The sequence below is a fragment of the Streptomyces sp. JJ36 genome (genome assembly GCF_021696945.1).
Lineage (GTDB): Bacteria > Actinomycetota > Actinomycetes > Streptomycetales > Streptomycetaceae > Streptomyces.
In genome coordinates, this window is record NZ_JACYHE010000005.1 from 1 (window position 1) to 19,001 (window position 19,001).

Consider the following 19,001-nt stretch of genomic DNA (forward strand, 5'->3'; position numbering starts at 1 on the left):
GTCCCGCCCGGCGGCGGGCCGACGCCGGGCGCGTCGCTGCCGCTGCCCGCGGAGGCCCCCATGGAGCGGGATCCGGCGACTCCGGCCCCCGGTGCGCACGGCGGCCCCACCCCGGGCGAGCCGCCCGCGGAGGCCCCGGGCGGCGGCCCCACCGCGCCCGACGAGGGGGAGCCGCGGCCCGCCGAACCGTCCCGGGTCGCCGGCAGCCCCATACTCGGTGGCGGTCCGGTGCCCCAGCTCCCCGCCGCCCGGCAGGGCACGCCGCGGCCCGGCGAGACGGAGCAGTCCCCGCAGTCCTCGGGCGGCATCAGCGTGCGTACGCTCGGCCAGGGCGTGCCCTTCGCCCGCCGCCTCACCGAGCAGGGCGGCGGCTCCGGGCAGTCCGCGGGCGGCGCCGGCGGCGCCATCCCGTCCACCCCGTCGACGCCCACTCCGCCGCCGGGCTCGGGGCGGCGGCGCAAGCTGGCGACGCCCCCGGCGGAGGCGGAGGAACGTACGGGCGGCGCCCAGGGCGCGGGAGCGGCTCCGCACGCCGGTCCCGGGAGCCCACCGGCACCCGGGCCCCAGCCGCACGCCCCGCAGGGGCCGCCCACGGGCGGGCACGGTCGTACGCCGGCGCGCGAGTTCGCGATAGGGGCGCCCGACGCGGGCGCGGCCGAGGGCCCGGAACCGCTGGACGGACCGAACGGCGCCGTCGAGGTCACCGAGGGCGCGGGCCTCACGATGCCGCTGCGGCCCGTACCGGTCGACGACGAGCTGCCGCCGGAGCCGCTGGACAACCCGCGGCGGCTGCTGGTCTGGCCGGAACCGGACGTCTCCACCCAGCAGGCGCTCTCCGACCGCGGCTACCGCCCGGTGATCGTGCATTCCCGGGAGGAGGTGGACGCCCAGATCGCGGCCTATCCCGCCGCGCTCTTCGTCGACCCGCTCACCGGCCCGATCACGCGCACCGCGCTCCAGTCGCTGCGGCAGGCGGCCGTGGCCGCCGAGGTTCCGGTGCTGGTCACGGCCGGTCTGGGGCAGGCGACCCGGGAGGCGGCGTACGGCGCCGACCCCGCCGTGCTGCTGAAGGCGCTCGCACCGCGGGACAGCGAACAGCACCCGCCGCGGGTGCTGCTGGTGGAGGAACAGGAGGCGATCGCGGGCGCGTTCGCGGCGACGCTGGAGCGGCGCGGGATGCAGGTGGCACACGCGCCCACGGACTCGGACGCGGTGAACGTGGCGGCGCAGGTCCGGCCGAACCTGGTCGTGATGGACCTGATGCAGGTGCGGCGGCGGCGCGCCGGGATCATCGACTGGCTCCGGGTGAACGGCCTGCTCAACCGCACGCCCTTCGTCGTGTACACCTCCGCGGGCATGGACCCGGGCGCGCTGCAACGACTGGCCTCCGGCGAGACGGTGCTGTTCCTGGCGGAACGCTCGACCAACGCCGAGGTGCAGGGGCGGATCGTGGACCTGCTGGCCAAGATCGGCGCCACCTGACGGGACGCGGTGCACGCGACCGTGGCGCAGCCCCCGCGCCCCAGAAGCCCCTCGCGTGCAGCGGCCGGTGCACGCGCGTGCACCGGCCCGCCCGCACGCAGGCCCGCGGGCCCCGGCCCCGCACCCCGGCGGGGGCCCGCCACGGCATGCGTACGCCCGCCCGCACCACCGGCGCACGCGTACCACCGGTAGGCACGGCCGGCGCGTACGGCTCGCGCGTTCGCCCACCGGCGCATACGGCGGGCGCGGGCCGTCAGAGCGTGGTGACGTCCAGCTCCTGCGCCGCGTACTGCGCCCGCAGTACCTTCTTGTCGAACTTGCCCACGCTGGTCTTCGGCACCTCCGCGATCCGGGTCCAGCGCTCCGGGAGCTGCCAGCGGGCGAGGCGCTCGCCGAGGAAGGCGCGCAGCTCCCCGTACGTCACGTCGCCCGCGTCCTCCTGCAGCACGACGGCGGCCAGCGGCCGCTCGCCCCAGCGCTCGTCCGGCACGGCGATCACGGCGGCCTCGGCCACGGCCTCGTGCGCCATCAGCGTGTTCTCCAGCTCGACCGAGGAGATCCACTCGCCGCCGGACTTGATGACGTCCTTGGCGCGGTCGGTGAGGGTGAGGTAGCCGTCCGGGGTGATGACGCCGACGTCACCGGTGCGCAGCCAGCCGTCCGGGCTGAACTTGTCCTCGGGCCGCACGGACTCGGCGCCCGCGCCCCCGTAGTAGGACCCGGCGATCCACGAGCCGCGGACCTCCAGCTCCCCCGCGGACTCGCCGTCCCACGGCATGAAGCTGCCGTCCGGGCCGACCAGCCGGGCCTCCACGGAGGCCGGGAAGCGGCCCTGGGTGATGCGGTACGGCCAGGCGTCCTCGCCGGTCAGGCCGCGCGGCGGGTTGGCGACGGTGCCCAGCGGGGAGGTCTCGGTCATGCCCCAGGCGTGGCAGACGGTGACGCCGTACTTCTCCTCGAAGGTCCGCATCATGGCGGGCGGGCACGCGGAGCCTCCGATGGTCACGCTCTTCATGCAGGAGATGTCCCGCGGCTTCTCCGCCAGCTCGGCCAGCAGGCCCTGCCAGATGGTCGGCACGGCGGCGGCGTGCGTGGGGCGCTCGGTCTCGATCATCTCGGCGAGCGGTCCGGGCTGCAGGAAGCGGTCCGGCATCAGCATGCCGACGCCGGTCATGAAGGTGGCGTGCGGCAGCCCCCAGGCGTTGACGTGGAACATCGGCACCACCGGCAGTGTGGTGTCGGCGTCCGTCAGGCCCATGGACTCGGTCATGTTGACCTGCATGGCGTGCAGGTAGATGGAACGGTGGGAGTAGACCACGCCCTTGGGGTCGCCGGTGGTGCCGGAGGTGTAGCACATCGCGGCGGCCTCGCGCTCGTCCAGCTCGGGCCAGTCGTAGGAGTCCGGGCGGCCGTCCAGCAGCGCCTCGTACTCGTGCACGGCCGGGCGGGCGCCGTCCAGCGCCGAGGTGTCGCCGGGGCCGACGACCACCACGTGCTCGACCGTCTCCAGGCGGGGCAGCAGCGGCGCGAGGAGCGGCAGCAGCGAGCCGTTGACCAGCACGACCCGGTCGGCCGCGTGGTTGGCGATGTAGACGAGCTGCTCCGGGGGGAGCCGGAGGTTGAGGGTGTGCAGGACGGAGCCCATGGCGGGGATGGCGAAGTACGCCTCGACGTGTTCCGCGTTGTTCCACATCAGGGTGGCCACCCGGTCGCCGGGACGGACGCCCAGCTCGTCCCGGAGGGCGTGGGCGAGCCGGGCGCTGCGCGCACCGATCTCCGCGAAGCTCCGCCGGTGCGGCTCTCCCTCGCCGGTCCAGGTCGTGACCTGCGACTTGTCGTGGACCGTCGAGCCGTGCCGCAGAATGCGCGTGACGGTCAGCGGTACGTCCTGCATCGTGCTCAGCACCGGGTGCCTCCCGAGTTTACGGGCTGGTAAGGGTGCTGCGATTCTGCGGGCATACCACGCGGTATGTCACTACCTCGTGGCGAAAATGTGTCCGGGGCGCTAGGCGGCCGCCGTGGCCGGGCCGGGCTCTCCCAGGGCGTCGGCGGCGAGTTGCGGGTCCTCGCGGAGCTTGGCCAGCGCGCGGGAGACCGCGCTCTTCACCGTGCCGACGGACACCCCGAGCACCTCGGCGGTCTGCACCTCGCTGAGATCCTCGTAGTAGCGCAGCACCACCATCGCCCGCTGCCGGGCCGGCAGCCGCAGCACGGCCCGCCACATCGCGTCCCGCACCGCCTGCTGCTCCGCCGGGTCCGGGCCCGCCTGCGGCTCCGGCTCCGGCAGGTCCTCCACGGCGAACTCGTCCACCTTGCGCTTGCGCCACTGCGAGGTGCGGGTGTTCAGCAGCGCCCGGCGGACGTAGCCGTCCAGCGCGCGGTGGTCCTCGATGCGCTCCCACGACAGGTAGGTCTTGGTGAGCGCGGTCTGGAGCAGGTCCTCGGCGTCGGCCGGGTTGGCGGTCAGCGAGCGGGCGGTGCGCAGGAGCACCGGGCCGCGGTTCCGCACGTACGACGTGAACGTCAGCGGCGTCACGGTCGAGACGGAGGCTCGGGCGCTCCGTTCGGTCCCAGGCGTGGTCATGGCTCAACGCTAGAAGCGCACGGGTGTCCCGCGGATCGGCCGCAGGTCCCGATGGTGCGTCCGCCCTAGGGAGTAGGGGTCGGGCCACCTCCACCTCCCGCAGGTGGAGGCGGCCCGCCGCGGGCCTCAGGGGTGCTCTCGGAAAAGGCCTCCGAGCACGTGACCCGGGTCACCCGGGCCGCGCGGTGCCGTGCGCGCGGTGCCGTGCCGCGCGGTGTGGCCCGGGGCGGACGCGGCCGGCCGCGTGCGCTGTGCGCCGTGCGGCTATCCCACCACGGCGACCGGTGCGTCCACCAGGTTCGCGTCGATCTTCAGGGTGCGGCCGCCCCAGGTCTGCCGGATGTTGCCGCGGTACTGGTGGACGCGGCGGTGCGGCTGCCAGGCGTCGGACGCGAGCACCGGCTCGCCGAACAGGTCCGGCTCCTCCTGCCAGCGGGCGAACCAGACCGCGCCCGGGAGGTCGCCCGCGCCGGCCCGGCGCGCCCGCTCCATGTGCTGGATGCCGGAGGTCGAGCTGCTGTAGAAGCCCGGCAGATAGCCGTGCCGGCGCACCTCGCGCGACCAGCCCTGGACGAAGGCCAGGGTGGTGCGGGCGCAGGAGGCGTTGCGCTGGTCGTACGCCTCCATGTCGAGGTAGACGGGACTGCCCTCGTGCATGCCCAGGGCACGCGCTTGGCGCACGGCGTCCGCGCCCTCGCGTACACCCTGGTACCGGGGCGCGTACCCGTCGATGGTGTACCGGCGCTTGCCCTTCGCGTGCACGCAGGGCGCCTGCGAGCCGACGTACAGCGGCAGCAGCCGCCAGCCGAGCGAGTCCACCGCGCGTACCCAGCCCGGGGTGAGGTTCGGCTGGTCGGGGCAGGCGCGGGCGCGACCGCCGATGTAGACGCCGACCGCGCGGTACGGGGAGGCGGTCCAGTCCTGCATCGTCTCGAAGGAGGGGGTGTGGCAGGTGTCGAAGCCGACCCCGGTGAAGGTGCGCGGGGCGTAGTCGTACGGGACGGCGGGCGCGCCCGCCGCCGGGTGGGCGGGTTGGCCTGCCGAGGACCCGGCGGGGTGCCGGGCGGGGTACTCGGCGGGGACGGGGGCGAAGGCTTCGGCGGGGAGAGCGCCGGGAACCTCGCCCGGCGTCTCGCCGGTGAGGGCGCCCGCGAGGGCGGGCACGGGGTCCGGAGCGCCGGGGCCGGCGTTCGCGGAAGCCGGGACGGTGGCCGGGCCGGCCAGCAGCGAGGCGAGTGCGGCGATCAGGACGCCGGCTCGTCGCATCATGTGAGTTTTCTGCCGCATGAGGCGAGTGAACGGCGCGGGCACGTCAGGACAGCGACGACATGCCGGTCGTGAGGTGCCACCGGGCCCGGAGTTCAGCCGTTCGCAGCAGCCGGAGGCGGGAGAAGTGGAGCCGGAGGCAGGGCGCCGGCAGCGGACGCCGGGGACACCCCCGCGCGGAGCGGGTCGCTCACGGGCCGGACGGACACGCACGCCCCGGACAGGGCGGTGCGCCCGCACCTGGTGGTACGGGCGCACTGCCTGGGCGTTGCCACAACCCCTGCACTCCCCGAGCAGGAAGCCCCGGCTCCGCTGACCCTCAGAAGTCGAACGCGGCGAAGTTCACCGCCACGTTGTCCTGGTCGATGTGGGTGAAGCCGGAGTTGTTGACGCCGGCGTTGTTGGCCTGATTGCCGACGCCGCTGCTGCCACCGGCGACCTGCGTGTTGACGATGCCGTTGGTGCCGGTGTCCGCCTGCGCCACCCCGCCCATCAGGGCGACCGCGACCGGGACAGCGGCCACCGCGGCGAGGACGCGGGCCGTACGGATACGTGCCATGGGTGTTCCCTCCAGAACCGGAAAGTTCTTCGTGTTCCCAGGTCGTCGGGCCGGGATCCGGCCGCCTCACCCGGTGTGACTGCGACGTCGCGCCACCAGACTTGCCCCGGGAACCTCCGCCGAACCTCCCGCACCTCCCGATTCCCACCCAGGCATGACGATCTGTCGATAAACCTCTGTGCGCCCCGAAACGGCGCGCAGCGGCGCACGCCCCCGCGCAGCCCTTGCCGCGCCGGGGCACGCCCGCCGGGTGCTTTTCGGCCAACCCGCATTCCCGCAGGTCAGCCACGCGCGCCCGCGCACGCTCCCGGGCGGACCCCGGTCGTACGTCTGTACGCCCTCGAGGAGGAGCACCTGTCGGGTGGGTGACGGCTTCGCGGCCGGGGTGGTGGCGGCCTGACCGCCGGGTGCGGGCCGTCCCGTGGTCCGGTCACTGCTTGGCTGGCTACGGGGGGAGGGGTGGTGGGTGGCGGGCTCGTTCATGTTGCTGGTGGCGGGTGGCGTGGTCGGCTGGGGTTCACCCGTCTGTGACGGGGCGGGGCGGCGGGGCGGTCGGTAGCCGGTGACGGGGGTGCCCTGGCGGGCTGCTGCCGCGCTGTGGCTGGGGTTTCGTCTTCTCGCTCCGCTCGTGTCACGTCGGTGGCACTGCGTGGTCTGTCTGCGGGCCGTTCCGGAGCGGGGGTACGCGCGGCTCGCAGTCGCGGGGACTGGCCGGGCACGGCCTGGACCCGGCACGTACTCCCGAACCGGGTGGCGTAAGGGCCGCCGGTGGGCACCACCCCTGACGACTCTCGGATGATCTTGTGCCGGTCCACGCTTTTGACAGATTTGGGCCGATTTTTATCAAAAGCGTGGACCCAGTACAAGATCCATTCGCGGAATGCCACATATGTCCGGCTTGCTCGGGGCGGGGCTGCCCTGTTGCGGGCGGGGGTAAGGGGTCTCAGCGGGCGGCGCCTATGACGATCTTGTACTGGTCCACGAAAGGCCCACAATTCGGCTCGGATATGGGATTTACGTGGACCAGTACAAGATCGCCCGGGGTATGTCAGGGGTGGTTCCCCGGAGGCGGCCCTTACGTCCCGGTTCGTGGGGCGCTTCCCCGGGGGCAGGCCCGGTCCGCCAGGCCTGGGGACGCCCGCAGGTCGCACCCGGGCTCGGGACCCCGCCAAGTGACACGCCGCGCGCCGGACATCACCGGCCTGGCCCCGGGCGCCGGGCATCCCGCCTTCTCACCAGGCGGCAGCGCGAGCGTCCGGCCGGCTCGCGCGAGCTCCGGCCATCCCCCGGCGAGTGCCCGGCCGGCCCCCGCGAGCCCCGGCCGGCTCCCCTGGGCTGCGGGGAGGCCAGGGGGCGTACCCCCACTCCGGAACGGCCCGCAGACAGACCCCGCAGTGCCACCGACGTGACACGAGCGGAGCGAGAAGACGAAACCCCAGCCACAGCGCGGCAGCAGCCCGCCAGGGCACCCCCGTCACCGGCTACCGACCGCCCCGCCGCCTCACCCGTCACAGACGGGTGAACCCCGGCCCACCACGCCACCCGCCACCAGCAGCATGAACGAGCCCGCCACCCACCACCCCTCCCCCCGTAGCCCGCCCATCAGTGACCGCATCCACCCACCGACCCGCACCCGGCCACGACTGCCCAGCCACCCCCGCCCGCTGCCCGTGCCGCTGCTGCCGCGATCAGCGCTGGGCGTACCCCCGGGCGCCCACCCGGGACTGGATGACCACGAGCAGCTCCTCGATGCTCAGCGACCCCATCTCCAGCTCGGCGAACGGGAGTGGCCCGCCGGCCGGGCGGCCGCCTGCCGCCGCCACGTCCGCCTCGGTGCCGCCGGGCTCTGCGCCCGATGCGGCCCGTCCACCTCCGGAGGGCCCACCTGCCCCACCGGACCCACCGGACTCGCCTTCGCGGGCGGGGTCCCGAGGCGGCGGCTCGGCGGACGGGGCCGCCGGGGCCTTCGGCGCGTCCGGGGGCGGGGATGCCGACAGCACGCTCATCAGGGATTCCACCTTTCGCACGGAGCGGTCGCGTCCCGCTCCCTCCGCGGGCCCCGGGCGGTCGTCCGCCAGCGCGGGCGGGGTGCACGCGTACCCCGGGGTCAGTCTGACCTCGCGGACTGACCTTCCGCTGACCCCGCGCTGAACGGTGCGCGAGAGGCACCCAGGGCACACCCGTACGGCCCATCACCCCGCGCCCCCTCACACCACGTCGTCACGCGCCCCCACGAGCCCCGCGTGCCCCGCGCCCGCGCACCCGTTCACAACCGTCTGCCACCCCGCGCCTCCGGGCGCCGTACCGCACCGGTCGTGCGAGTGCTACCGTGTAGGGCAAACGCCCAAGACGAACGCCCGGTGCGAACGCCCCATCCGACTGCTGTCTGCCCCACTTCTGCGTTCGACCGCACGTTCGCCCGAGACGGAACCGGAGTGGACATGACCCCGACCTCGGCGGAACGAGGCCAGGAGAGCCGCACCAAGCTGCTCGACGCCGCAGCGCAGCTGATCGTGGAAGAGGGCTGGGGCGGGGTGACCACCCGCAAGGTGGCCGACCGCGCCGGCCTGCGCGCGGGCCTCGTGCACTACCACTTCGCCAGCGTCAACGACCTGCTCATCGACGCCGCGCTCGACCGGGTACGGCGCGAGGTGGAGGTCGCGACCCTGGCCCTGGCGGAGGCCGCCGACCCGGCGACCGGCGTGGACCAGATCCTCGAACAGATGGCCGCCTACTCCTCCGAGGACCCGGCGACGATCCTGTTCAGCGAGATGCTGCTGGCCTCCACCCGGCACGAACGGCTCCGCCGCGAACTGGCGGCACTGCTCGCGGAGTGGCGCGGCCGCGTCGCCCAATGGCTCGCGTCGAGCGGCGTGGCGGAGGACAACGAGGCCACCGCCCTGCTCCTGGGCGCGGCCATCGACGGCCTGGTGCTGCACCGGCTGGTCGACCCCGCGCTCGCCGAGATCCCGGTGACCGGCGCGCTGCGGCGCCTGGTCGGCCTCTCCGGCCCCTCGCCGCAGGGCGCCGGCACCACACACCCGGAGCAACACCCCGAGCAGCACCCCGCCGGCCACCCGCCACACGACGGCACCGCACCCGGTGCGCCCGGTGCACCCGGGGCGACCGGCTGACCCAGGCGCCCGCGGCACCGGACCAGGCCGCCGCGGGCGCCGCCCACCCGAGGAGGAACCGCCATGGCAGAAACCGACCCAGGGACCGGACCGGAGACCGGAACAGGGACCGGTCCGGAGACCCGGCCGGCAGCAGATGCGGCATCAGATCCACGGTCGGGCCCGGCCTCAGACCCAGCGTCCGGCCCGGCCGCAGCCCCGGAGGCGCAGCCGGGGACAGCGGCAGCCGCACCGGCGCCGCCCCGCCCCGCCCCCTCGGCCGCTCGGCGCGGTGAGATCCGCATGCGCGGCGTCACCAAGACCTACGGCACCGGCGAGGCCGCGCTGAACGCGCTGGACGGCGTCGACCTCGACATCGGCCCCGGCGAACTGGTCGTCGTCCTGGGCCCCAGCGGCTCCGGCAAGACCACGCTGCTCAACGTCCTCGGCGGCATCGAGCCGGCCGACCGCGGCGAGCTCCGGGTCGCCGGGGCGGACCTCACCGGACGCTCCCCCAACGAGCTGGTGGCCTTCCGGCGGGAGCGGGTGGCCTTCGTCTTCCAGTTCTTCAACCTCGTGCCCACCCTCACCGCCCGGGAGAACGTCGAGGCCATGGTGGAACTCACCGGGCGCGGCGGCCGGCGGGAGGTACCGGAACTGCTGAGCTCCGTCGGCCTCGGCGACCGGATGGACAACTTCCCCGCCCAGCTCTCCGGCGGCCAGCAGCAGCGGGTCTCGCTCGCCCGCGCCCTCGCCACCGACCCCGACGTGCTGCTCGCCGACGAGCCGACCGGCGCCCTCGACGTCGCCACCGGCGTCTCCGTGCTGCGGCTGCTCCAGGAGACCAACCGCCAGGGTCGTACCGTGCTCATGGTCACGCACAACGCCTCGGTCGCGAGGATCGCGCACCGCGTGGTGACCATGCGGGACGGCCGTATCGAGTCCGTGGAGCGGAACGCCGAGCCGGCCGACGCGCTCGCAGTGAGCTGGTGAGCGCCGTGCACCGCATCATGCTCGCCAAGACCGGGCGCGACCTGCGCCGCCGGCTCCCGCAGTGCTGCGCGATCGCGCTGACCGTGCTGACCGGGGTGCTGCTCTTCGTCGCCAGCTACGACGCGTACCGGAACCTCGGCGCCTCCTACGAACGCACCTACGAACGCCTGCACTTCGCCGACCTCACCGCCTCCGGCGGCGCCCCGGACCGGATCGCGGACGCCGTGCGGGACGCCGAGGGCGTCGCCGCCGTGGCCACCCGCACCACCGCCCGCGTGCCGCTCGGCATCGGCGACGACAAGCTCGCCGGGCGGGTGCTCGGCCTCCCCGCCGGTACCCGGGCCGCGGTGAACCGGGTGGACGTCACCGAAGGCCGCGGGCTCTCCCCCGGCGCCCCGGACGGCGTGCTCGTCGAACGGCACGCCGCCGACACCTTCCACCTGGAGCCGGGCGACACCCTGCGCGCGTACGACGGTTCCGGCTGGCGGACGCTGACCGTACGCGGTATCGCCGTCTCCCCCGAGTACCTGTGGCCCGCGCCCAGCCGGCAGCAGATCCTGGCCGACCCGCACTCCTTCGCCGCGGTCTTCGCGCCCGGCGCGACCGCCCGGGCCCTGGCCGGGGACTCCGCGGAGCAGCAGACGCTCGTCCGGCTCGCCGCGGAAGCCCGCGACGGAGGCGCCGCCGACCGCGTCGCCGGCCGGCTGCGCGAGGCCGGCGCCGTGGACGTGGTGCCGCGCGCCGACCAGCCCTCGCACGCCACCCTCCAGGAGGACCTCAAGGGCTTCGAACAGCTCGCGTTCGGCTTCCCGCTGCTCTTCCTCTCCGCGGCCGCCGTCGCCTCGTACGTCCTGCTGACCCGGCTGGTGCTGGCCGAGCGGAAGATCATCGCGACCTTCCTCGCCGGCGGCGCGCCCCGCGGCACCGTCGTACGGCACTACCTCGGGCACGGGCTGGCCGCCGGCACGGCCGGCGGAGTGCTCGGCGCGGCGCTGGGCACGGTGGCCACCGCCGCGGTGACCCGGGCGTACACCTCCGCCCTCGACATCCCGGACACCGTGGTGCGGAACAGCCCGCTGACGCTCGCGCTGGGCCTGGTCTTCGGGGTGCTGGTGGGGGTCGCCGGTGCGCTCGCCCCGGCGCTCTCCGCGTCGCGTACGGCGCCCGCGGAGGCGATGCGCGGGGACGCCGGCTCCCTGCGGCCCCCGGGGCGGTGGAGCCGTCTGGTGGCGCGCGCCCACTGGCTGCCCGTCACGGGGCGCATGGCCCTCCGCGAACTCACCCGCAGCCGCCGACGCACCCTGGCCACCATGACCGGCACCGTCCTCTCCCTGATCCTGGTGCTCGCCTCCGTCGGCATGATCACGAGCCTGCGCACCCTGCTGGACGTGCAGTTCGACACGGTGCAGCGGCAGGACGCCACCGTCACCACCCGGGCCGGCGGGCCCGACCTGCAGGAGAAGCTCGCCGAGGTGCCCCGGGTGACGGACGTCGAACGGGTCACCGAGGCGCCCGTCACCGTCACCTCCGACGGCCACTCGTACGCCACCACGCTCACCGGCTTCCGGCCCGGCACCAGCATGCACGGCTTCCGTACGGACGACGGCGGCCGCACCCGGCTCCCCGGCGACGGCGCGGTGCTGGGCGGCCGGGCGCTCACCGGCCGGCTGGACATCTCCGTCGGCGACACCCTCACCGTGCACACCGCAGCCGGCCGGACCACCCGCGTACGGCTCGCCGGGCTCGTCGACGAACCGCTGGGCACCGCCGTCTACGCCACCCGGGACACCGCCCGCTCGATCACCGGAAGCCCCGGCGACGCCTATCAGCTCCGCTTCGCCGACGGCACCGGCACGGATGCCCGGGAGGCGGCCCGGGCACGGATCACCGGCCTGCCGGGGGTCGTCTCGTACACCGACGAACAGGCACTGCGGCGGCAGGTGGACGACTACCTCGGGCTGTTCCGCGTCTTCACCCTGGTGATGCTGGTCCTCGGCGGGGCACTGGCGCTGACCGTCATCTCCGTGACCATGACCGTCAACGTCGCCGAACGCAGCAGCGAACTCGCCACCCTGCGCGCCGCCGGGGTCTCCCTGCGCCGCCTCGCCTCCCTGCTGGCCACCGAGAACCTCACGGCCACGCTGCTCGCGGTACCCCTCGGGCTGGCCGCCGGCACGGCGGCGGCATGGGCCTCGCTGCGCGCCTTCAACAGCGACATGGTCACCATGGAGCTCTCCCTCGGGCCGCCGGTACTGCTCGGCGCCACGACGGCGGTCTTCGCCGCCTCGCTGCTCTCGCAGCTCCCCGCCATCCGCATGGTGCGACGCCTCGACGTCGCCCGCGTGGTGCGGGAACGGGCCCAGTAGGAAGGTCCCCGTAGGCGGACCCGTAGGTGGGGGCAGGCGCCCCGGGCGATGCCGCCGCGGGGCCCGGCCCGGGGCGCCCGGTTCTCCCCGGGCTCCCCGCCCGGGGCGGTGCGCCCCGGGTACCGCCGTTCCACTGGCACGGGCGGCGGCGGTCCGCGTACCCTGCGTGACGGCGCGGCCGGCCGCCAGACCGGTCCGGCCGGGACCGTACGGACGGAGGCGCCGGAGGGGGAGGCAGGGTGCTGTGGACACGGTGACGCTGCTGGCGCTGGGCGCCGCGGGCGGCTCCGTACGCGGCCTCGTCGACGCCTACCACCAGACGATGAGCTGGCGCGCGGCACGCCACACCCACCGCAGCGGCCCGAGCGCGGAGGCCGGCGAACCCCCGCCGCCCCTCGGGGACTACTTCGACCCGCTGCCGGACACCGTCGCCCTCCTCTTCCACGCCCTGCTCGGCGGCGTCGCCGCTCTGCTCTTCGGTACCTCGGGCCAGATCACCGGTGCCTACGCGGCCCTCGCCGTCGGCATCTCCGCGCCCGCACTGCTGGTGCAGCTCGGGCAGTTCTCGTCCGTCAACGAGGCCGTGACCGGCACCGCCGCACCCCAGGCCGCGAACCCGGTGCAGTCCCCGGCACCGGGGCCCGCCCCGGACTCGCCGGCCGACACCCCGGGGCCCGCCCCTTCCGCCAGCGGCCAGGGCAGCACCCCGTGACCGCGCCCCGTCACCCTCCCGGGCACCCTGGCGCGGCGCGGCGCGGCGTGGCGCGGCGCGTCCTCAGCGCGGTTCTCGGGGCCCGCTCCGCCCCGCCGGGGACGGCCGTGCGCCGGCCCAGCCCGTACACGCTGCCGCGCCGCTGCGCGGCAGCGGTCCTCGGCGTGTCCCTGCCGACCAGGCCGCGGGAGACGGGGCGGGCCGGCGAACGCCGTCCCGGCGACCGGCGGTTCAGCCGGCGGACCCTCGTCCAGCCGCGGCACGGTGTCTCCCGGTTCCGGCCGGCCGACGACCCCTACGGCCGGGCACCGGCGGGACTCCCCACGGGTGACGGAAGGCCGGAACACGCCCTCGTCCAGGCCCGGGGAGACGTCCTCGTCCACACCGCCTCGAGGGGCGGACGGCGCCCCGTCCTGACGAGCCTTCTGGTCGCGCTCATCGCCTCGGTGGCGGGCCTGCTGACCTGGCAGACCGGTGACCAGGCCCCGCCAGCCCAGCGCATCCCCCCCTATGAACGGGTCGTGGACCGCCGCGGCTTCTCGCTCCTGGTTCCCGAAGGCGCCGTGCGCGCCACCGACGGCACGGCGGTCGTCTTCACCACGTCCGGCGAGGGTGGCGTGGAGCTGCGCGTCCTCCGCGCGCCGGACCCGGAGATGACTCCACACGAGGCCGCGCGCGCCCTCCGGGACCGAGTCAGCGACCTGCCCGGATACGAGCTGCTGTCGCAGGACCCGTACGCGGAACACGCGGGCCCGGCACGCTTCGGCTACCGCTACCGGACCGAGACCGGCTCCCCACGCCAGGCGGCGACGGTGTCCTTCCGCGACGCGGCGGGGACCGTCCGTTCCCTCATCGCGATCGGTCGGCCGGAGGACGCCCCGAAGATCGCCCTCGCCCTCGACCGGGCGTACGCCGGCTTCTGCATCCCGGGCGCGGACTGCCCACCGGGACAGCCGGACTGACGGACCGCCCGGCCTGCGGACGGGACGGCGCGCCCGGGCCCGTCGGTCATGCGCCCCCGCCCCGGACACCGGGCCCGGGAACGGCAACAGCCTCCCGCCGGGGCACCACGACCACCTGCACCTCGTCCTCGTACACGATCTCCCCGGGGTCGCTCGCCACCACGCGGCGGCAGGGGACCCCGTGCGCGTCGAGGATCCGCAGATACCCGTCCACCCGCTCGATCAGATGCCGCGCCGAGATCTTGAACCAGGCGACGGCACCGGGGTTGACCCGGTGGTCGTAGACGGCCGGGTCGACCTCGGCCGGGTTGGTGTACGCGGCGTCGTACCAGTCGTTCGCCGCGCGCCGGAACCGCTCCTCCCCGGCGCTCAGCCGGCCCTCCCGGGCCAGGCCGTTCACCAGGAAGAAGATCCCCGGGAAGTGCCCCCGCGGGTCCCGGACCGTCCCCTCGTACCGCACAAAACGCGCCGCCCCGGCGTCAGTCACCACCGTCACCGTCCCTCGTCACCCCCGCATCCTGCCGCGCCGTGCTCCGCTCCGCCGGCTGCTCAGCGGGCCGGCAGCGCCCCGGTTCCCGCACGTCGAACCCGTACAGCTCGATGTCGTCGGCCGCCACGTCCCCGGGCGCGGGTAGGCCCTCCAGGGTGAAGCCGCAGAGTGCGCGCAGGGCGTCCTCGCCCATGTCGAGCGGGTGGAAGGGCAGCGGGTACGGCGCCTCCTCGTCCGGCCACGGCATGACGTCCACAGGGTACTCGCCGGCCCAGTACGGGAGCTCGAACCGGAGGGGAACACCGACGTTCTCCTCGATCCCGTCGTCCGGCGACAGGCTCAGGGAGCGTATGAGCCGCCCGTCCTCCCACACGGCGAATGCCAGCCAGTCCACCACGCTGTGCATCGCGTGGAGCACCAATCGGCGGTCGGCGCTCGCCTCGACGTAGCGCTGCGGGAGCTGCGAGGGCGGGCCCGCCATCACGCCTCGGTCGCTCACGACGTCCACGCCGGGCCAGCTCGCCGCCCGGACTCTTCCCGGCGGGGGATACACCTCGGACAGCTCCGAGCCCTCGCCGGGCGCGATCTCCCAGCCCGGGTGGAGCCGCCGCACCAGGGCGGACGTCCGCCGCGGATCGGCCGTCCCCACCTGCCGCAACAGTCCCGGCGCCTCCTCCCCGTCGGTGTAGATCAGCAGGCCGCTCCTGGCTCCCAACGTGCCCCTCCATGACGTCGTGCCACGACCTCGGAACCGTATGCGGCCGCACCGACAACGCACCCGCTGCGGGCCGCTCAGCCCGCCCGGTGCCCGCCGTCGCCCTGCACCCGGCGTGCCGGGGGCACCACGGCCGACTACCGTGGACCGGGCCCGGCCGGACGGCGAGACCGGCCGCAGGCCGGGCACGGCCCTGCCCGCACCACCGGAGGGCGTCGCCCTCCCCCGCACCTGACCGGGGTGACCGCCGTGTCCCGCGAAGACCACTCCACCCCCGGGCAGCGGGAGCTGACGACGTTCGGGCACGGCACCGCCGACCGGGACGCGATGACCTCCCTGCTGCACGGAGCCGGGGTGCGCGCCGTCGTCGACGTACGGACCGCGCCCGGCAGCCGGCGCAACCCGGACGCCGCCCGGGACGCCCTGAGCGCGTGGCTGCCCGCGGCGGGAATCGACTACCGCTGGGAGCAGCGGCTCGGCGGCTTCCGCCGGGCGGCGCCGGACTCGCCCGACGCCTGGTGGGAGAACGCCGCCTTCCGCGGGTACGCCGGCCACACCCGGGACCCCCGGTTCCTGGCCGCCATGGACGACCTGCTGCGGCAGGCCGCCACCACGCCCACCGCGGTGATGTGCGCGGAGACCGTCTGGTGGCGCTGCCACCGGCGCCTCATCGCCGACTACGCCGTCCTGGTCCGCGGGGTGGGCGTACGGCACCTCCTGCACGACGGGCGGCTCACCGCACACCCGCCGAGCGCCGGCGCCCGGGTGAGCGAGGACGGACTGCTCTACTACGACCGCCGGTGACGCCTGCCCTCCCGCGCCCTGCCCGGAGAGCGCCCTGCCCGGAGAGCGCCCGGCCCGGAGAGCGCCCGGCCCGGAGAGCGCCCGGCCCGGGGGCGGGAGCGCCCTCCCTACCGTTGCCGCCCGCCTTCCCGGAGGCGAGTGACTCGACGGCGAAGTCACGAGCGGGTTCTGCACCGTCAGACATAGCTCCAGCGCCATGCGTTGGAGCTATAGGTGCACTTGATCCTCGCGCCACTCGCGGTGGTCGTGACGGCACCGTGGTCGCTGTTCCGGCAGAACTGCCCGGCCGAGTAGCAGTTCCCCGAGCTGGAGACGATCGAGCACGTGCCGGTGCCGTCCTGGTCACCGGTGTTGCCGGAGCTGCCCGTGTCGGTGTCGGCCGCGACGGGAGCGGAGGTCTTCGTGACGGTGACGGTCGGTCCGGGCTTGGCTTCGGCCTTGACGGTCTCGGTGACGGTGGGGCCGGGCTCGGGCGTTGCCGTCGCCGTCGCGGTCGCCGTCACGGTCGTCGCCGGCGTGGCCTCGGCTGCGGCGGGCTCCCGTCCCCCGTCCCCAGCGCCACCGATGAGGACTCCCACCAGGAGCAGGCCCGAGCCTCCGATCCAGACGCGCTTGCGCTGACGAAGCGGGCGGGTGTCAGGCTGGCGCGGCGTCGGCGGTATGACCGTGTTGTAGGGATTACTCATCTCGCCCCCCTCAGACGTTCTGCGGATGGAGGGACCGTAGTACCGCAGAGAGGAGTATGTGGAGATGGTGTAAGCGAGGTGACCATTCTGTGATCGCCGCTGCGTCGGCGTTCGCCCGGGCGGCGACACCCGCTCCGGGTGAGCCCTGCCCACGCCTGCGGGCCCCGAGCGCGCGCCGGGCGGGCGCGCTGGGCACCCCAGCGCGCCGCCGCCCGCCCGGGACCGACAGGAACAGCCTCAGCCCACGTGCGCCGCACACGACGGCGCCCCCTGACGACCTGCTCGGCTGTGCCGGCCAAGCCCTGCCCGGCGGTCGCCACAGGAGACATTCGTACGTTTTGTCGCCGCCGTCGCCGGCTACGCGAAGCGCCTCGGAAGGAGCTGTCCATGGCCAGGAAGGACAAGCCGCGCAAGGGCGACCGGGTGGCGTGGAAAACCCACGGAACGGAAACCAGCGGCAAGGTCGAAGAGGAAATCACCGAACGCACCGAGGCCGGTGGTCGTACGGTCGACGCCTCCCCGGAGGACCCGCAGTACAAGGTACGCAGCGAAAAGACGGGTCGGAGCGCGGTACACAGGCCACGCGCCCTGAAGAAGAAAAAGCGTTCCTGACATGGCCACCGACGGTCAGCAAGGCAAGGACAGTACATGGCGCGAGTTCCACGCTCAGCATGACTGCCACCGAACTCGGAGAATGGCTGAGCCGTGACGCATCCAAGAAGGCCGGCCAGCACCTGAACGTTTCCGCTGCGCCGTCGTGGTCACCCGCAACGCCATGACGACGACACGCAGGCCAGGCCATGCCGCGCGGCACCTTCTTCCTCCGCGGGAAGGCCCCGGCCGCATCCTGCAGTCCATCGACCGGCTTGAACACACTGCCTCCTTGGACGCCATGGCCTTCACGCTGCGCCGCGCCGTCAAGGGATTGCCGTTGGGGCGTCTACGCGACGCTCTGCACGGCCGAGGACTCGGGCACCCCTTCCACCCCCTGTCGGTGCAGATTCCGATCGGCACCTGGACCTCCGCCACGATTCTCGACGCCTTGCCCGGACAACGCATCGCGGCACGCACGCTCATCGGCGTCGGACTGGCCTCCGCCGCACCGGCCGCTCTCGCCGGCTGGGTGGACTGGGCGGAACTGCGCAAGCCGCAGATGCGGGTCGGCCTCCTGCACGCAGCCCTCAACGTCACCGCGGTCGGCTTGTACTCCGCCTCACTCGGCGTACGCATACGAGGGCGGGAAGGGCGCGGGCGCGCCCTTGCACTTGCGGGACTGACGACCGTGGGACTCGGCGGCGCGCTCGGAGCCCACATGTCCTTCAGGCAGGCCGCGGGCGCCAATCAGACCGAGCACATCGCGACACGGGTCGGCGACGGTTGGCACCCTCTCGGAGCGCTGACGGAATTCCCTGTCGACCAACCGGTCCGGCGGACTGTGACCGACGTGCCCGTCGTCGTGGTACGGGACGCGGACGACCAGGTGTACGTCCTCGCCGACCAGTGCAGTCACATGGCGGGTCCGCTCAGTCAGGGAGAACTCGTCGATGGCTGCCTGCAGTGTCCGTGGCACGGCAGCAGGTTCGACCTGGCCACGGGCTGGAACGTCGCAGGCCCGGCGACCGCGCCGCAGCCGGCCTTCGAGACACGGACGGCCGCCGGACAGGTCCAGGCGCGTCTGCGGTGACCGAGGCGGCTCGAACGTGCTGCACCGCGTCGATGCGAGGTTGCTCAACGGGCCCCGGAGCCGGAGGAACGACCTGATCGACCGGGCCGGCCGCGATGCGCCGCATAGGATCAGGTACATGCCCATCATGGTCCGTCCGGCTCTTGAGCCCGACTTGCCTGGCCTCTTGAGCCTCTACGGCGAGCTCAACCCAGAAGATGCTCCCCTGCCGGATGAGACGGCGGAGACCATCTGGAAGGCCATCCGACGCCAGGAGGGCCGAACGCTACTGGTGGCGGACCTGAACGGCGAACCAGTGGGCACGGCGGACTGCACGGTCCTTCCGAATCTCACGCGCGGCGGCCGCGCGATCCTCTTCGTGGAGAACGTCGTCGTCTCCGAAGGAGTCCGGCGCCGTGGCGTCGGTCGAAAGCTGATGGATGCCGCCGGTCAGCTGGCCGAGGCTGCCGGATGCTACAAGGTGCAGCTTCTCGCCGCCGAAGGGGAGGAAGCCCACCGGTTTTACGGCGCATGCGGCTATCGCCCACTGGCGCAGGGCTTTCGGCTCTACCTCGACTGATACCACCTACCGGACAGGCAGAGGTG

Annotated in this window: 18 protein-coding genes; 10 read left to right on the plus strand and 8 right to left on the minus strand. The window is 74.3% G+C overall.

Annotated features, from left to right (window positions below; translation table 11 throughout):
- On the plus strand, positions 1-1,482 hold a 1,482-nt coding region (locus HOY81_RS03155; RefSeq protein WP_237317836.1), incomplete at its 5' end, for a response regulator.
- A 253-nt stretch (positions 1,483-1,735) separates the two neighbouring features.
- On the opposite strand, the gene HOY81_RS03160 is transcribed toward HOY81_RS03155, so the two are convergent.
- The 5 genes from HOY81_RS03160 to HOY81_RS27265 form a co-directional block, all read right to left on the minus strand.
- On the minus strand, positions 1,736-3,388 hold the full coding sequence (locus HOY81_RS03160) for a long-chain fatty acid--CoA ligase (RefSeq protein WP_237317838.1): 1,653 nt from the start codon (positions 3,386-3,388) through the stop codon (positions 1,736-1,738).
- 99 nt (positions 3,389-3,487) lie between these two features.
- Complete coding sequence (locus tag HOY81_RS03165; protein WP_237317840.1) at positions 3,488-4,066, minus strand: SigE family RNA polymerase sigma factor; 579 nt, start codon at positions 4,064-4,066, stop codon at positions 3,488-3,490.
- Between the two features lie 264 nt (positions 4,067-4,330).
- Complete coding sequence (locus HOY81_RS03170; RefSeq protein WP_237317842.1) at positions 4,331-5,335, minus strand: DUF1906 domain-containing protein; 1,005 nt, start codon at positions 5,333-5,335, stop codon at positions 4,331-4,333.
- Between the two features lie 316 nt (positions 5,336-5,651).
- Positions 5,652-5,891: a hypothetical protein gene (locus HOY81_RS03175; protein ID WP_237317845.1), complete on the minus strand. Its 240-nt coding sequence runs from the start codon at positions 5,889-5,891 to the stop codon at positions 5,652-5,654.
- A 1,688-nt stretch (positions 5,892-7,579) separates the two neighbouring features.
- Entirely contained in the window at positions 7,580-7,714 is a 135-nt protein-coding gene (locus HOY81_RS27265; protein ID WP_272892300.1) for a hypothetical protein, read from the minus strand.
- A 618-nt stretch (positions 7,715-8,332) separates the two neighbouring features.
- Here HOY81_RS27265 and HOY81_RS03180 point away from each other — a divergent pair.
- From HOY81_RS03180 to HOY81_RS03200, 5 genes are all read left to right on the plus strand, one after another.
- A complete protein-coding gene (locus HOY81_RS03180) occupies positions 8,333-9,025 on the plus strand; it encodes a TetR/AcrR family transcriptional regulator (RefSeq protein ID WP_237317847.1) in 693 nt (230 codons plus the stop codon).
- A gap of 282 nt (positions 9,026-9,307) precedes the next feature.
- Positions 9,308-9,997: an ABC transporter ATP-binding protein gene (locus HOY81_RS03185; protein ID WP_237317849.1), complete on the plus strand. Its 690-nt coding sequence runs from the start codon at positions 9,308-9,310 to the stop codon at positions 9,995-9,997.
- Positions 9,994-12,363, plus strand: a complete 2,370-nt coding sequence (locus tag HOY81_RS03190; protein WP_237317851.1) for an ABC transporter permease — start codon at positions 9,994-9,996, stop codon at positions 12,361-12,363. The genes HOY81_RS03185 and HOY81_RS03190 overlap by 4 nt, the downstream gene beginning before the upstream one ends.
- A gap of 244 nt (positions 12,364-12,607) precedes the next feature.
- Positions 12,608-13,075, plus strand: coding sequence for a hypothetical protein (locus tag HOY81_RS03195; protein WP_237317853.1), 468 nt, complete (start codon positions 12,608-12,610; stop codon positions 13,073-13,075).
- A gap of 164 nt (positions 13,076-13,239) precedes the next feature.
- Positions 13,240-14,037, plus strand: a complete 798-nt coding sequence (locus HOY81_RS03200) for a hypothetical protein (protein WP_237317856.1) — start codon at positions 13,240-13,242, stop codon at positions 14,035-14,037.
- A gap of 46 nt (positions 14,038-14,083) precedes the next feature.
- Here the strand turns inward: HOY81_RS03200 and HOY81_RS03205 are convergent, their stop codons facing one another.
- On the minus strand, positions 14,084-14,524 hold the full coding sequence (locus HOY81_RS03205; protein ID WP_237317857.1) for a hypothetical protein: 441 nt from the start codon (positions 14,522-14,524) through the stop codon (positions 14,084-14,086).
- Positions 14,517-15,242: a hypothetical protein gene (locus tag HOY81_RS03210; RefSeq protein ID WP_237317859.1), complete on the minus strand. Its 726-nt coding sequence runs from the start codon at positions 15,240-15,242 to the stop codon at positions 14,517-14,519. Before HOY81_RS03210 ends, HOY81_RS03205 begins: the two co-directional genes overlap by 8 nt.
- Positions 15,243-15,569: 327 nt before the next feature.
- Between HOY81_RS03210 and HOY81_RS03215 the strand changes: the two genes are divergently transcribed.
- A complete protein-coding gene (locus HOY81_RS03215) occupies positions 15,570-16,046 on the plus strand; it encodes a DUF488 family protein (RefSeq protein ID WP_237318063.1) in 477 nt (158 codons plus the stop codon).
- 176 nt (positions 16,047-16,222) lie between these two features.
- On the opposite strand, the gene HOY81_RS03220 is transcribed toward HOY81_RS03215, so the two are convergent.
- On the minus strand, positions 16,223-16,732 hold the full coding sequence (locus HOY81_RS03220) for a hypothetical protein (protein ID WP_237317861.1): 510 nt from the start codon (positions 16,730-16,732) through the stop codon (positions 16,223-16,225).
- Positions 16,733-17,119: 387 nt separating this feature from the next.
- Between HOY81_RS03220 and HOY81_RS03225 the strand changes: the two genes are divergently transcribed.
- The 3 genes from HOY81_RS03225 to HOY81_RS03235 all read left to right on the plus strand — a co-directional run bounded on the left by HOY81_RS03225 (position 17,120) and on the right by HOY81_RS03235 (position 18,975).
- Positions 17,120-17,344, plus strand: a complete 225-nt coding sequence (locus tag HOY81_RS03225) for a DUF2945 domain-containing protein (protein ID WP_237317863.1) — start codon at positions 17,120-17,122, stop codon at positions 17,342-17,344.
- Positions 17,345-17,489: 145 nt separating this feature from the next.
- Positions 17,490-18,416, plus strand: a complete 927-nt coding sequence (locus HOY81_RS03230; protein WP_237317865.1) for a Rieske (2Fe-2S) protein — start codon at positions 17,490-17,492, stop codon at positions 18,414-18,416.
- Positions 18,417-18,534: 118 nt separating this feature from the next.
- Complete coding sequence (locus tag HOY81_RS03235) at positions 18,535-18,975, plus strand: GNAT family N-acetyltransferase (RefSeq protein ID WP_237317867.1); 441 nt, start codon at positions 18,535-18,537, stop codon at positions 18,973-18,975.
- Positions 18,976-19,001: the final 26 nt, after the last annotated feature.

Coding starts and splice junctions, on each gene's coding strand:
- HOY81_RS03165 (WP_237317840.1), bottom strand. CDS start 4,066: ATGACCACGCCTGGGACCGAACGGAGCGCCCGAGCCTCCGTCTCGACC.
- HOY81_RS03170 (WP_237317842.1), bottom strand. CDS start 5,335: ATGATGCGACGAGCCGGCGTCCTGATCGCCGCACTCGCCTCGCTGCTG.
- HOY81_RS03175 (WP_237317845.1), bottom strand. CDS start 5,891: ATGGCACGTATCCGTACGGCCCGCGTCCTCGCCGCGGTGGCCGCTGTC.
- HOY81_RS03180 (WP_237317847.1), top strand. CDS start 8,333: ATGACCCCGACCTCGGCGGAACGAGGCCAGGAGAGCCGCACCAAGCTG.
- HOY81_RS03185 (WP_237317849.1), top strand. CDS start 9,308: ATGCGCGGCGTCACCAAGACCTACGGCACCGGCGAGGCCGCGCTGAAC.
- HOY81_RS03215 (WP_237318063.1), top strand. CDS start 15,570: ATGACCTCCCTGCTGCACGGAGCCGGGGTGCGCGCCGTCGTCGACGTA.
- HOY81_RS03220 (WP_237317861.1), bottom strand. CDS start 16,732: ATGAGTAATCCCTACAACACGGTCATACCGCCGACGCCGCGCCAGCCT.
- HOY81_RS03225 (WP_237317863.1), top strand. CDS start 17,120: ATGGCCAGGAAGGACAAGCCGCGCAAGGGCGACCGGGTGGCGTGGAAA.
- HOY81_RS03235 (WP_237317867.1), top strand. CDS start 18,535: ATGCCCATCATGGTCCGTCCGGCTCTTGAGCCCGACTTGCCTGGCCTC.